This window comes from Arthrobacter sp. CAN_A1, assembly GCF_015751665.1.
GTDB lineage: Bacteria > Actinomycetota > Actinomycetes > Actinomycetales > Micrococcaceae > Arthrobacter_D.
The window spans coordinates 169449-182602 of the sequence record NZ_JADOUR010000005.1; the positions used below are offsets into that span (position 1 = coordinate 169449).

Annotated in this window: 16 protein-coding genes and 1 pseudogene; 12 read left to right on the forward strand and 5 right to left on the reverse strand. The window is 66.6% G+C overall.

Annotation, left to right across the window (positions count from 1 at the left end):
• Positions 1-11: 11 nt before the first annotated feature.
• Genes IWX62_RS07960 through IWX62_RS07975 form a run of 4 tightly spaced genes read right to left on the reverse strand, consistent with a single transcriptional unit; the run spans position 12 to position 3775 of the window.
• On the reverse strand, positions 12-1055 hold the full coding sequence (locus IWX62_RS07960) for a glycine betaine ABC transporter substrate-binding protein (protein ID WP_196840823.1): 1044 nt from the start codon (positions 1053-1055) through the stop codon (positions 12-14).
• On the reverse strand, positions 1055-1837 hold the full coding sequence (locus IWX62_RS07965; protein WP_196840824.1) for an ABC transporter permease: 783 nt from the start codon (positions 1835-1837) through the stop codon (positions 1055-1057). Before IWX62_RS07965 ends, IWX62_RS07960 begins: the two co-directional genes overlap by 1 nt.
• A complete protein-coding gene (locus IWX62_RS07970; protein WP_333483283.1) occupies positions 1834-3141 on the reverse strand; it encodes an ABC transporter ATP-binding protein in 1308 nt (435 codons plus the stop codon). The genes IWX62_RS07965 and IWX62_RS07970 overlap by 4 nt, the downstream gene beginning before the upstream one ends.
• A complete protein-coding gene (locus IWX62_RS07975; RefSeq protein ID WP_196840825.1) occupies positions 3134-3775 on the reverse strand; it encodes an ABC transporter permease in 642 nt (213 codons plus the stop codon). Before IWX62_RS07975 ends, IWX62_RS07970 begins: the two co-directional genes overlap by 8 nt.
• Positions 3776-4084: 309 nt before the next feature.
• On the opposite strand from IWX62_RS07975, the gene IWX62_RS07980 reads away from it, so the two are divergent.
• From IWX62_RS07980 to IWX62_RS08030, 11 genes are all read left to right on the forward strand, one after another.
• On the forward strand, positions 4085-4561 hold the full coding sequence (locus IWX62_RS07980; RefSeq protein WP_196840826.1) for an Asp23/Gls24 family envelope stress response protein: 477 nt from the start codon (positions 4085-4087) through the stop codon (positions 4559-4561).
• Positions 4558-4749, forward strand: coding sequence for a DUF2273 domain-containing protein (locus tag IWX62_RS07985; RefSeq protein WP_196840827.1), 192 nt, complete (start codon positions 4558-4560; stop codon positions 4747-4749). The genes IWX62_RS07980 and IWX62_RS07985 overlap by 4 nt, the downstream gene beginning before the upstream one ends.
• A complete protein-coding gene (locus IWX62_RS07990) occupies positions 4746-5123 on the forward strand; it encodes a hypothetical protein (protein ID WP_196840828.1) in 378 nt (125 codons plus the stop codon). Before IWX62_RS07985 ends, IWX62_RS07990 begins: the two co-directional genes overlap by 4 nt.
• Positions 5120-5701 (forward strand): DUF6286 domain-containing protein, encoded by a 582-nt coding sequence (locus tag IWX62_RS07995; protein ID WP_196840829.1) that lies wholly within the window; start codon positions 5120-5122, stop codon positions 5699-5701. Before IWX62_RS07990 ends, IWX62_RS07995 begins: the two co-directional genes overlap by 4 nt.
• Positions 5698-6297 carry a hypothetical protein gene (locus tag IWX62_RS08000; RefSeq protein ID WP_196840830.1) on the forward strand — a complete coding sequence of 200 codons (600 nt, stop codon included), beginning with the start codon at positions 5698-5700 and terminating at the stop codon, positions 6295-6297. The genes IWX62_RS07995 and IWX62_RS08000 overlap by 4 nt, the downstream gene beginning before the upstream one ends.
• On the forward strand, positions 6294-6860 hold the full coding sequence (locus tag IWX62_RS08005) for an RNA polymerase sigma factor (protein ID WP_196840831.1): 567 nt from the start codon (positions 6294-6296) through the stop codon (positions 6858-6860). Before IWX62_RS08000 ends, IWX62_RS08005 begins: the two co-directional genes overlap by 4 nt.
• Positions 6857-7456, forward strand: a complete 600-nt coding sequence (locus IWX62_RS08010) for an Asp23/Gls24 family envelope stress response protein (protein WP_196840832.1) — start codon at positions 6857-6859, stop codon at positions 7454-7456. Before IWX62_RS08005 ends, IWX62_RS08010 begins: the two co-directional genes overlap by 4 nt.
• A complete protein-coding gene (locus IWX62_RS08015) occupies positions 7449-7766 on the forward strand; it encodes a hypothetical protein (RefSeq protein ID WP_196840833.1) in 318 nt (105 codons plus the stop codon). The genes IWX62_RS08010 and IWX62_RS08015 overlap by 8 nt, the downstream gene beginning before the upstream one ends.
• A 90-nt stretch (positions 7767-7856) precedes the next feature.
• Complete coding sequence (locus tag IWX62_RS08020; protein ID WP_196840834.1) at positions 7857-8267, forward strand: hypothetical protein; 411 nt, start codon at positions 7857-7859, stop codon at positions 8265-8267.
• 85 nt (positions 8268-8352) lie between these two features.
• On the forward strand, positions 8353-10167 hold the full coding sequence (glsA, locus tag IWX62_RS08025) for a glutaminase A (protein WP_196840835.1): 1815 nt from the start codon (positions 8353-8355) through the stop codon (positions 10165-10167).
• 109 nt (positions 10168-10276) lie between these two features.
• Positions 10277-10996, forward strand: coding sequence for a spermidine synthase (locus tag IWX62_RS08030; RefSeq protein ID WP_196840836.1), 720 nt, complete (start codon positions 10277-10279; stop codon positions 10994-10996).
• A gap of 13 nt (positions 10997-11009) precedes the next feature.
• On the opposite strand, the gene IWX62_RS08035 is transcribed toward IWX62_RS08030, so the two are convergent.
• A complete protein-coding gene (locus IWX62_RS08035) occupies positions 11010-12299 on the reverse strand; it encodes an ATP-binding protein (protein WP_196840837.1) in 1290 nt (429 codons plus the stop codon).
• Between the two features lie 125 nt (positions 12300-12424).
• Here IWX62_RS08035 and IWX62_RS08040 point away from each other — a divergent pair.
• Positions 12425-13147, forward strand: a pseudogene (locus IWX62_RS08040) (ATP-binding cassette domain-containing protein).
• Positions 13148-13154: the final 7 nt, after the last annotated feature.

Below are 13154 nucleotides of genomic sequence, written 5' to 3' on the forward strand. Positions count from 1 at the left end.
CCACGGGATACCTAGCTGCCGGAGCCGAGCGCGCCGTCGGGCTCCGAGATGAAGCCCTGCTCCACCATGAAATCGAAAGCGACGTCGGCGGGTTCCTCACCCTCGACGTCGACCCGCAGGTTCATGGCCCGCAGTGCCTCGTCGGTCAGCGTGGGGGCGATCGCACCGAAGACGTCCTCGAGACCCGGGTGCGCGTCGAGAGTTTCCGTGTAGAACACCGGTGCCGCGTTGTAGGCGGGGAAAAAGCCGAGGTCGTCCTCCAGGACCGTGAGGTCAAGCGCATCGATCCGCCCATCGGTGGCGAACACCTCACCAAAGTTGCAGTCCCCGTTGTCGGTGGCCGTGTAGACGGCGCCGGTATCGAAGATGCTGATGTTGTCATCGGGGACGCCGTCCGGGGCGCCGCGCTCCATCCCGTAGTGGGCCAGGAGCGGATTCATGCCATCGGGCCGGGAGTTGAACTCGGCTTCGACGCAGAAGGTCCGCTCCTCCACCGGCAGTTCAGCGATCTCGGCGATGGTGCTGATCCCGCCGAGGTCCTCGACTGCCTCGCTGCGCACGGCGATCGCGTACGTGTTGTTCAGCGGCGCCGTGTCCCCCCAGGTCAGACCGTTCAACAGGTCGGCTTCGTAGACAGCGTCGAACTGCTCCTCCTGGTTGGGGAACCCTTCACTCATACCGAGGTAGGTCAGCCAGGCGGTGCCCGTGTACTCCCAGGTAACGTCGGCCTGCCCGGCGAGCAACAGTTCACGGACGGGCTGGCTGCCGGGAACGTTGGTCAGATCGGTGACGTCGAACCCAGCGGCCTGCCCGGCCAGAACCGAGATTTTGCCGAGGATCAGCTGCTCGGTGAAGTTCTTGGAGGTGACGGTCAGCGGCTCGCCGTCGACAATCTCCTCGATACTGCCGGGTCCCGCCAGCGGGACATACGAGGTGGCGGGCTGCAGTCCGCAGCCGGTGGCGAGCAGGGCAGTGGAGAGCACGATTGCGGCACCTGCGGCGCGGCGCAGGGCCTGCCGTGGGGTTCCTGATCGCGCGGGGGCTGACGAGAGCATCAGAGTCCTTTCGGGCGGGCGACGTGTTCGACGACGCGCCCCATCCAGTCGACCAAAAGAGCGAGCAGTGCCACGAGGACTGAGCCGACCACCAGCACGCTCACCAGGTTCAGGTTCACGCCGGTGATGATAAGAATGCCCAGCCCGCCGCCGTTGATGAACGCGGCCAGTGCAGCGGTGCCCACCAGGAGCACCAGCGCGGTGCGGATGCCGGCCAGCATGACCGGGACGGCCAAAGGAAGCTCCACCTTGAACAGGACGGCCGTGGCACTCATGCCCATCCCCCGGCCGGCCTCGACGAGGCGTTCGTCCACCTGGTTGATGCCCACCATGGTGTTCCGGAGCACCGGAAGCAGGGCGTAGAGGACCAGTGCGGTGATGGCCGCGGTGAACCCGAACCCTTGCCAGGAGGCAAGGAGCACAATCAGGCCGATGGCCGGGGCGGCCTGGCCAATATTGACGACGGCGAGCACGGGTCCGGTCAACCGCCGGAACGGGCCGCGGGTCAGCAGTACACCGAGCGGGATGGCAATGAGGAGCACGATCACTGCCGAGACGGCTGTCAGAGCGAGGTGTTCCAGCGTGTAGCCGAGCAGGGTGTCAGGGTTGAGCGTGTTGAGCTCGACCTCCGACAGGTCAGCGGTCAGCGCCCAGATCACCAGGGCGGCGAACGCAGCGAGGATACCCGCCAGCTGGTAGCCCAGGGGCCGCCATGAGGTGCCGGCGGCGTCCGCCCGCGCGGCGAGCACCTGGGGGTTCTGGACGGGTGCGGTAGCGCTCACTGGCCGGATCCAGCGGTGCCGGCCGAATCGCCGTCGCGATCGGCGTCGGGGCGGTTGTCCTGCTCCTCGACGGCCTGCAGCGTGCCGGTGTTGACGCCCACGGGCCGCCCGGACGAGTGCGCCGACCGGGCGTGGGTGTGGGCGCGGCCGATCGCATCCATCACGGTTTCGACGTCGATCACCCCGAGGAACGTGTCCCGCTTCCCGGTGACGAGGGCTGCACCGGCGCTGGAGACGAGCATGGTGTCGAGTGCGTCGTTGAGGGTGGCCCGGTCGCCGACCACGGGGAGTTTCGCGTCCCGGTCGTCGCTGACCTTTTCGGTGCGGGTGAGCTGGCGACGGGTGAGCCACTGGATGGGGCGGTTCTTCCCGTCGACGATCACCGCGTGGTCGTGGTGCGCCGCGTCGAGCCGGGACAGCACATCGCTGCCCAGGTCGCCGATCTGCGCGACGACGGCGTCGGCCAGATCCACCTCATTGACCCGGGTGAGTGTGAGCTGTTTCAGGCCGGCGCCCGAACCGATGAAGTTCTCGACGAATTCGTTCGCCGGGTTGGCGAGGATCCGTTCCGGGGTGTCGTACTGCACCAGTTGAGCGCCGTCGGTGAAGATGGCGATCCAGTCGCCGAGCTTGACCGCTTCGTCGAAGTCGTGGGTGACGCAGACGATGGTTTTCTGCAGCTCGGCCTGGATGTTGAGCAGTTCGTCCTGGAGCCGCTGCCGGGTGATCGGGTCCACGGCACCGAACGGCTCGTCCATCAACAGGACGGGCGGGTCGGCGGCCAGGGCGCGGGCCACCCCCACGCGCTGTTGCTGCCCTCCGGAGAGTTCCTTGGGGAAACGGTCACGGTACTGCGCCGGGTCCAGGGACACCAGTTCCAGCAGTTCGTCGACCCGTGCAGCAATCCTGTCCTTGCTCCAGCCGAGCATCTTGGGCACGATGCCGATGTTGGTTGCAACGGTCATATGCGGAAACAGTCCGCCGGCCTGGATGACGTAGCCGATCCGGCGTCGGAGACTGTCCCCGTTGATGTCCGTAACGTCATCGTCGTCGAGGACGATCCGGCCCTCGGTGGGCTCGATCAGCCGGTTGATCATTTTCAGTGTGGTGGTCTTGCCGCACCCCGAGGGGCCAACCAGCATGACGATCTTGCCGGCCGGGATCTCCAGGGTGAGACCGTCAACGGCCGGGGAATCCTGACCTGGATAGTGTTTGGTGACCTTGTCCAGCAGGATACTGGCGCCGGTGATCCCGTTCCCGGCGTTGTCACGGGTGGTGGTTGCTGTGGGAAGGGTCTCAGACACGGATACCTCGCGGAGTGGTTAGTCGGCCGAGGCCGATGAGCAGGACGTCGAGCACAAGGGCAAGAATGATGACGGCAATGACGCCGGTAGCGACAGATTCAATGGCGTTGGCGCCGCCCAGCCGGGACAGCCCGGAGAAGATGAAGCCGCCCAGACCCGGGCCCAGCGCGTAGGCGGTGATCGCGGCGATGCCCATCACCATTTGCGCGGAGACGCGGATGCCGGCCAGGATCACCGGCCAGGCGAGGGGAAGTTCAATCTGCAGCAGGGTGCGGAAGCGGCTCATACCGATGCCTCTGGCGGATTCCACCACGGCGCTGTCGATTCCGGTCAGCCCCACCACCGCGTTCCGCAGAATCGGCAGGGCGGCGAAGAAGGACACCACGATCACGGCCGGTGTGACGCCGAACCCGAAGGGGGCGATCATGAGGCCGATGAAGGCGAACGAAGGGATGGTGAGCCCCACCGCTGAGACGCTGTTGGCGAGTGACCTGAAGAAGCTGCTGCGGTACACCAGTGCTGCGATCACTACGGCAATCAGGGTGCCGAGGATCAGACATTGGACGACGAGGGAAAAGTGCTGCCAGCTGGAGAACAGGATTTGAGGTAGCCGGTCTCCAAAGAAATCCAACAAATCAATACCCTCTTCACCTTGGTTACGTGTCAGCCCGTGGGCAATTATCCGAAATAGTTTGAGGCGCAATCGATCGGACCTCTTTTACAGGATACGCACAGCAATATTAAGGAACTGTCACACGACGGTCACGATTGGCAGTCGATACAGCCTGTCGATGGTGTGATACAGGTCACCTCAAACCCACCGTGACATTGTCTACAGCGGGAACGTCTTAGTGGCAGGTGCGCCCCTCAGGGGTCACCCAAATAGCCCGTCAACTTCAGTGTTGATTGATCAGTGACTTATCAATTAAGGAGAGCGTTCACTATGACTACCCAGCCTCAGGACAAAACCCAGGCCACCAAGCCGACCCCGGGAACCGTCGTCGGGAAGAACCCCAACGCTGACGGCCGCGGCACCACAGCCATCGCCGACAACGTGATCGCCAAGATTGCCGGCATCGCCGTCCGTGACATCCCCGGCGTCCACGCCCTGGGCGGCGGCGCGGCACGCGCCCTCGGTTCTCTCCGTGACGCCGTCGGCCAGAAGGACCACACGCAGGGCATCAGCGTTGAGGTAGGCCAGACCCAGGTTGCCGTCGACATCACCCTTGTCGCCGAGTACCCACACCCGCTCAAGGACGTTGCAGGCCAGGTTCGCGACGCCATCTACGCGGCGGTCGAGGACCTGGTGGGCATGGAGGTCACCGAGGTCAACGTGACCATCACCGACATCCACGTCCCCGGCGATGATTCAGCCGCCGACGACGCCCAGACCGTTCCCGCCGAAGCGCGCGTCTCATGAGCCCCACCACTGCAGGCGTCGCAGCCGGCGCCGCCCTCGCGTTCGCGGCCCTGATCTTCGGCTTCTGGGGTTTCGTCCTGGTGGCGCTGTTCATGGCCATCGGTGCCGTCGTCGGCCGCACCGCCGAAGGAAAGCTTGACCTCGGGTCGGTGCTCGATGCCCTGCGGGGCAGGCGCTCCTCCTCATGACCGCGAACAACCAGCCGGCTCCGGCTGGACGTGCCGGGCACACGCGCATCACCAAGGCGGCGCTGACCCACACCACCGAGGCTGTTGCGGCGGCTGCCTTCGGCATCCCGCGGCGCGACGTGCGGGTCAGCCTGGCCGACGACGGCGGGGCGCTCGGAGTGACCGTTTCGGTCCCTCTCCCCGCACCGACCCTCCTCCAGGCGGCCGGGGACCCCCACTCCGTCCAGGAGGGCGGGGGGACACTATTTGAGCGCGCCGACCGCGCCCGCACCGGCATCCGCAAGACGGCTGCCGAGGTGACCGGGTCGCAGGTGGGCCGCATCGACATCAAACTGACCGGGATCAGCCCCCCGGCGGAAAGGACAGTGGCATGAGCGAAACACTGCACACCCGCAGGCTCCTCCGCCGCGAAACGCATTCCTCCCGTGCCGTCGCGTCGGTGACTGCCGCCGTCGTCCTGCTGGTGGTGCTGGCGTGGCTCGGGACCGAAGCGATCCTGTCCCTCCTCGGCCAACCAGCGCTGGTGGCGAACCCTCCGACCCTGCTCCAGTGGGTTGCCGGCCTGCCCCAGACAACCCTCCCCTGGGGGCTGGTCGCGGCCGGCGCCGGGTTGGCCCTGGTGGGTCTGCTGGTGCTGCTGGTCGCCGTCACCCCCGGCACCAAGGCGCTGCACGTGGTGGGCCATGAGCGGGCGGCGGTGGTCATCGATTCGGAAGTTGTCGCCGCCGCCGTGTCGCGCCGCACCCGGCAGGAGGCCGGGCTGGATCCCGATCAGGTGTCCACCCGCGTCGACCGGCGCCGCATCACCGTCGACGTCCGCCCCACCAGCGGGTCTCCCCTCGACGAACGGCTCCTTCAGGCCGCCGTCGAGAAGGAGCTCGCCGGGTACGGGATCCGCCCGGAACCGGGCGTTAGGATCAACATCAGGAACGAAGGAGCGTTAGGCATATGAGTTCCACCCACCGCTGGCTCAACCGGACCCTTTTGACTGTGCTCGGGCTGATCCTGACCGCGCTCGGCGCCCTCACCGCTGCGGCGGGCCTTGTGCCCGCCGTCGCCGATGCCTGGTCCACGGCCGGTACCGCCGCCGTCGACGGACTCCCGGGGCTGCTGGCCTCGGCACCCCTGACCGCCGACCTCAGCTGGTGGACCGTTGCCGCCCTGGTGCTCGTCGCGGCCTGTGCCGCCCTGCTCATCGGGTGGATCACCTCCCAGGGTGGCGGCCGCACCGCTGCCGTGGGACGGCAGGAGGGTGAGTCGGGGAGCACCACCGTTGAGACGACGCTGGTGGCCGACGCTCTCAGGACTGCCCTCGAAGGCAACGGGCAGATCCTCGCCGTCGCGGTGTCCTCCTGGCGGGTGCGGAGGCGGACCGGCCTACGGATCAGGGTCCAGCCGCGCCGCGGGGCCTCCCCGGGAGCCGTGGTGGCCGCAGCCGAGGAGGCCATCCGGGGACTGGACACGCTGCTCGGCGAGCGCCTCCCGGTCCTGCTCAGCGTCCAGACCGGGGCCAGGGCACGGTTCACCCGCACCCGGAGGGTCGATTGACCGTCCCGACCCGGCCGCGCCTGAACCTCGATGATGCAGCGGACTCCTTCCTGGTGGAGAGGGCCTCCGACGGCGACGTTGCGTCGTTTGAGGCACTCGCCCGGCGCTACGGACCGTTGATGCGCGGGTACGCCCGCCGCCTCACCGGGTCAACGGCCGACGCTGACGACGCCGTGCAGGAAACCCTGCTTCAGGCGTGGAACCTGCTGGGTGAACTGCAGGATGGCGACGCTGTGAAACCGTGGCTGATGCGCATTTGCGGCCGCAAAAGCATCGACCTGATCCGGAGGCGCAAGTACCCGGCGAGCCTCGACGACGTCGAACCGTCCGATCTTGCACCCGGCCCCGAGCGGGCGGCGGAGCAGGACCATCAGATGCGGTCCCTCGTGGCAGCCCTCAGGAAGCTTCCGGTCGAGCAGCGCCACTGTTGGGTCCTCAAGGAGATGGGCGGGCAGTCCTACGAGGACATCGCCGAGACGCTGGATATCACCACCGACAGCGTTCGCGGTCGGCTATCGAGAGCACGAACCACCCTGATGAAGGAAATGGAGGACTGGCGATGAGCGACGGAACCCAGGATCCTGGTTGTGGCCACAGCCTCGACGAGCTTGAAGATTACCTACTGACCGGCCATTCACCGGCCGAACAGCACTACCAGCGGTGCCCCGAATGCCAGGCGGGGTTGGCGGGCCTCCGTTCGCTTCACCGGCTGACAGGCGACCTTGCGGCAGCCGACACTGAACACGCCGGTTCAGCCGACGAGCCGTGGCTGCAGTCCATTCTCGGAAACCTCCGGCTGGAGATGCGTTCCGGCCGGAGCGTTCCCCTGTCCAGTGAGCATCCCGATGACTCGTTCACCGAAACCGAGGGCAGTCTCCTCGCCCTCATCCGCAGCACTGGCGACGACGTTGACGGGGCGACCATCGGTAAGTGCCGCCTGCACGGCGACATCACCGAGCCTGGGGCCGACGTCAGGATTGAGGTCACCGTGACAGCCTTCTACGGGCACCCGCTCCCATCGATGATCGAGTCGTTGCGGTCGCGGATCGCCCACACGGTGCTCAACCACTCGGAGCTGAACCTCACGTCTGTCGACGTGGCGGTAACCGACGTCCACGAGCACTACCTCAAGAGCCCGAAGGGAGAGGTGAATGAATAAGGACCAATTAGCCCTCCGGGTGCAGGACATCATTGCCGGAGTGGACGGTGTTGCCGGCCTGTATCCGGCCCGCTCGGCGGTGCTCGCCGGCCTGGCGAGCACCCTCGGCGCCGACGAAACACTGGTCGCCGTTGAGGACGCCGGCTCCCGGGTCAACATCCGGGTGCGGATCGCCGCGCTGACCGACGCGTCGGCGCCCCGGCTGGTCCGCGACGTCGCCGGAGCGGTCCGAGCCGGGCTCGCCGGGCAGGCTCAGGTGGGGTCCATTGACATCACCGTGTGCGGGTTCGCCGATGCCCCGTTCGCGTAGTGCGTGCACTTTTATTCTCCCGTTCCTCTAGCGCGGGCGGCCCTGCGGACGTAGGCTCACCGTGAAGAGTCCGGCTGTGAAAGGAATGTGATGAGTTTCACTGCACGTCAGGCGCCCCTTCGGTTGACCACCGGCGCCTTTATCCTGAACTCCGGGTTCAGCAAGCGGCACCTCGATCCCGGCACCGCGGCCTACCTGCAGACGATGGCCGCGAAGGCCATCCCGCAGGTGGCTCAACTCGCACCGGAGAAGTTCGGCACATACCTCTCCTACGCTGAGATGGGCGTCGGGACCGCGCTGCTCACCCCCTTCGTCCCCGCCAGGCTGGCGGGTCTTGCCCTCGGCGCCTTCTCCGGCGGGACCATGCTGATGTACTTCCGCACTCCGGAGATGACCGAGTCGGATGGCATTCGCCCCAGTCAGGAAGGGACCATGGTGGCGAAGGACATCTGGATGGTCGGCATCGCCCTGGCCCTGATTCTGGGCCGCAAAGGCCGCTGACTGACAACCGCCGACGCAGGTCAAGTGACGGCCCGGCACCCGGTCATACTCAGGGCAAACCCCAACTTCGCCTAATGTTGCAGTCATGGACTCCCCGATTGAAAATTACCTCAAGCGCATCCACCAGGAGATCTCGGATCTGAAGGACGGGAAGCCGTACAGCTCCATCCCTGCCATGGCGAATGTGGATCCGAACAACTTCGGGATCTGCCTCACCACCGTGGATGGCTACATCTATGAGGTCGGGGACACCCGGGACGAGTTCAGCATCCAGTCGATCTCCAAACCGTTCACCTATGGGCTGGCCCTCGCCGATCTGGGAATGGAAGCGGTCGACGAAAAAGTGGACGTCGAACCGTCCGGGGATTCGTTCAACGAGATTTCGCTCGCCGAGGGGTCGGGACGCCCGTCCAACGCCATGATCAACGCTGGCGCCCTGACTGCCACCTCCCTGATCAAGGGGTCGGGCGGCAACGGCCGGTTCAAGCGGATCCTCAATACGTACTCGGCCTTCGCGGGTCGGCAGCTGAGCGTGAACACTGACATTTACGAGTCCGAGCTCAAACACGGCCACCGCAACCGTGCGCTGGCCCACCTGCTGCGCTCCTTCAACATCATTGAGGACGATCCGACGCCGGTGATCGAGGACTACTTCCGCCAGTGCTCGGTGCTGGTGAACTGCCTGGACCTGTCGGTGATGGCGGCCACTCTGGCCAACAGTGGCCGCAACCCGCTCACCCACCGCCAGGTCCTGGAGATCGGCCCGATCGAACGGGTGCTGTCGGTGATGACGACGTGCGGCATGTACGACGACGCGGGCGCCTGGATCAGCACCGTCGGCATGCCGGCCAAGAGCGGTGTGGGCGGCGGCACCATCGCCGTCCTCCCCGGCCAGGTAGGACTCGCCGTGTACTCCCCGCCGCTGGACGAGCACGGCAGCAGCGTCCGCGGCATGGCCACCAGCCAGCGCCTGTCCCGTGACATGGAACTACACTTCGTCAGGGCAGCCCGGACGGGTAAATCGGCGATCCGGTCCACGTACGACATTTCGGCGTCGCCCTCAGGGATCCGCCGCAACGATGAGGCCATGGACCTTCTGCGCGACAACGGGCACCGCGCCCGGGTGATCGAACTCAACGGCGACCTGCTCTTCGCTGGTACCGAGTCGATGATCCGCGAACTGAGTTCGCTGGACCAGACGGTTGAACTGGTGATCCTCGACTTGCGCCGGGTGGACGAAGTGGCTGACGTTTCGCTGCGCCTGCTGGCCGAAACCCGCGAAAACCTGGTCAGCGAGGGCAGGGAACTGGTCCTGATCGACAGCGACGGCGCCCTCGCCGACACCTTCGAACACGTGGACCGGGAAGTCCCCACCTTCGACACCCGGACCGCTGCTGTTGAGTGGTGTGAGGACCGGCTGATCGCCGCGTACGGCGACGACCTGTACCTCCCCTCGGCCGTCAAGGTCACCGACTGCCCGGCGCTGAGCCCGCTGACTACCGAAGACGCCGCAGCCCTCGCCGAGCGGATGGAAGAACGGGAGTACGACGACGGCCACGTGATCCGGCGGCTGGGTCAACGGTTTGGCGGCGTGTTCTTTATCCTGTCCGGAAAAATCACCACCTCGGTCCCGGGACCGACCGGGCACCGGGTGCGGCTGACCACACTGAGCGCCGGCATGACCTTCGGGGAGTTGGCGCTCGGCAGCGATGACCGGCAGGAGACCACGGTGAAGGCTGAGGGCGGGGTCAAGGTCATGGTGCTCACCGCCGATGCCATTTCCCGGCTCGAGGCCGAGGACCCCCGCCTCGCCGTCGAACTGTGGAAGGCCCTCACCCGCGATGCGTATACGCGGGTGGATCTGTACCTGCGTGAGACCGCCGTCCGGGTGCGCGACTGACGACCCGCCACCACACCTGGGCCAGCGCCCGCTATCCCTGACACACTGGGGACATGTTCCTTCAGCCTCACCGTCCCGTGTCAGCCCTCCCGCAGTCCGGAGCCCCCAGATGAGCGCCCGGTTCGAGGAGCTCGACTGGCGCAAGACCCGCCTGGGCGAGATCAGCCTGCGCCGCCGCTGGGACCCGACCTTCGACAAGGAGGTCTACGAGGTCAAGCTTGACGACGACTTCCTCATGTCAAGCCTTTTCACCGTGGCGGAGATCGAGCTGACCGAATTGGCCCTCGCCGAGCTGCCCGGGAACGGGCTCGACGTCGTCGTCGGCGGGCTGGGCCTCGGCTACACGGCCCAGGCCGTACTCGACAGTCCACGCGCCCAGTCGCTGCTGATCGTCGAGGCGCTCGGCGAAGTCATCGAATGGCACCAGTCGGGACTGATCCCGGCCGGAAAATCCCTGACCGCCGATCCCCGCTGCCGCTACGTCCACGGGGATTTCTTCGCGATGGCCGCGTCGTCGGAAGGCTTCGACCCCGAGGCGCCGGCGCGGCTGTTCCACGCGGTGATTCTCGACGTCGACCATTCGCCCCGCCACGTGCTGCACCCAAGCCACGCGGCGTTCTATGACCCGGCGGGGACGCTCAAACTCGCCGGTCATTTGCATCCCGGCGGGATTTTCGCGCTCTGGTCAAACGACCCGCCCGACGACGATTACCTCGCCCTGCTGGGCGGCGTGTTTACCGAGGTCCGCGCCGAGGTGGTCAGTTTCGACAACCCGCTGCAGGGCAGGGATTCCACCAACACCGTGTATCTGGGCCGTAAACCCCGCTAGTCCTCGCGCCCCGCTACAGTCTGGCGATCCGTTCGATGTCCTCGCGGAATTCCTGGGCCACGGACGCCGACACGGTGGTCCGCGTTTCCGCGATGGCCGTCAGGTAGTCCTCGCTGGAGGGGCCCGCAGCGGGGGCGCCGCCGTCGGACGCCCCGAAGACCGCCTGTTCCAGGGCCCGCTGGGATGCCTTGCGGGCCGCGAACTCGATATCCGCCGGGGAGAAGCCGTCGGAAGTGTCGACCAGCCGGGCGATATCGACGTCGGCCGCCACCTCGGCCGGAATGTAGCGCTGCCAGATGGCGTGGCGGGCGGCGGAGTCGGGCAGGCCGATAGGGATGACGTAGTCGAAGCGGCCGTGGCGGAGGAACGCGGTGTCGAGCGCGCGGATGAAGTTCGTGGCGCAGACCAGCAGCCGGCCGGGCCGCTCCCTGAACGCAGGGATGATCTTCAGCAGTTCGTTGGTCACCCCCTGCAACGGGGACGGTGGTTCGCCCTGCCGTTGGGCGGCGATCTCCTCGACCTCGTCGATAAAGACCACTGCATGTTCGAGTTCGGCGATCTCGAGGAACGTTTCGCGGAGCGCCCCCGCGAGCCCCTTGGAATCGGCGGCGAGCCGTGACGGGAACACCTCAACGAAGGGCCACTCCAGCCGCGACGCAATGGCCTTGGCGAACGTGGTCTTTCCGGTGCCCGGCGGGCCGAACAGCATCACGGCGCGCGGCGGCACCACCCCATACTGCTCGGCGAGGTCGGGGTTGGCCAGGGGCAGCACCAGCCGGCGTTCAAGCAGTTCCTTTTCCCGCTGCATCCCGCCTACGTTGTTCCACAGATTCCGCGGCATCAACCGTCCGCCGAGTTCGCTGAGCAGGCCCATTTCCTGGCGTTGCACGGGAATGTCCCGTTCGAAATACCTCAGGTGTTTGCGGTCCTGGAAGCCAGAGTTGAGGAGCGCATCCACCCGGTGCTCGGCGTCGGGCACCAGGGTGGACAGCTTGGTCAGGCCGTGCGGCGCCATCCTGCCCTCGATCGCGGCGAGCAGCGCACTGCCGATCCCCTGGTTCCGCCAGCCCTCATCGATGGCGAAGAAGACAATCCAGCCCTGATCGTGGGCGGCGCGGGCCACCGCAGTGCCCACCACGGTGTCACCGTGGACGGCGACGACGGCGTGGTCCTTCTGGCAGGAGGCGAGAACCTCGGCCAGGGCATACACCGGTTCGACGCCGGCGCTGCGGGACTCTTCCCAGAGGTGCAGGATCGCGTCCATGTCAGCAGAGTGAAAGTCCCTGATTCTCCAACCGGTCATGCGGGGTGACTCCTTCGTCGTGTGCTCATCATGGCGTCGGCGGAACGCGCCATGCGCTGATCATGGCACACCGACGGATGGTGCAGGAGATTGTGACTGTCGGAGGCGGCTGCCATGATGCTGTGATGCACCTCGACCGATTCCCCCTCCGCCGGGTGACCGCCCACCCGGCGTATCCGCTGGAGCCGGGACAGTGGCCGGGCACGCTGCCGCCCGTGGCTCAACTGCTGGGCGACGGACTGGACCTGGGTGCGGCGACGGTACTCGTCGGCGAGAACGGCTCCGGCAAATCGACGCTGATCGAGGGAATCGCGCTGGCGTTCGGACTCTCACCGGAGGGAGGGTCCACCGGGGCTCAGCACTCCACCCGGCCGTCCGAATCGGACCTCTCCGCCCACCTGCAGCTGGTCCGCAATCCCGGCGCCACCAAACGCGGCTATTTCCTGCGGGCCGAGACCATGCACGGGTTCTTCACCTACCTCGAGAAAAATCCGAGCATGTCGCGGAAGGACTCCGAGTTCCACTCGATGTCCCACGGCGAATCCTTCCTGGAACTCGCTGTGGACCGGTTCCGCGGACCGGGCCTGTAGGTGCTGGATGAGCCGGAGTCCGCCCTGTCGTTCGGCGGGTGCCTGGCGTTGCTGGGCATCCTCAAGGAACTGCTGGCCGACGGGAAGTCGCAGGTGCTGCTATCCACCCACTCTCCCCTCCTCGCGTCCCTGCCCGGAGCGACAATCCTGGAGCTCGGCCCGTGGGGGTTCCGGCACATGCACTGGGATGAGCTGGACCTGACAGTGAACTGGCGGAGCTTCATGAACGCCCCGGACCGGTATTTACGCCGCCTCTGACCGCCGT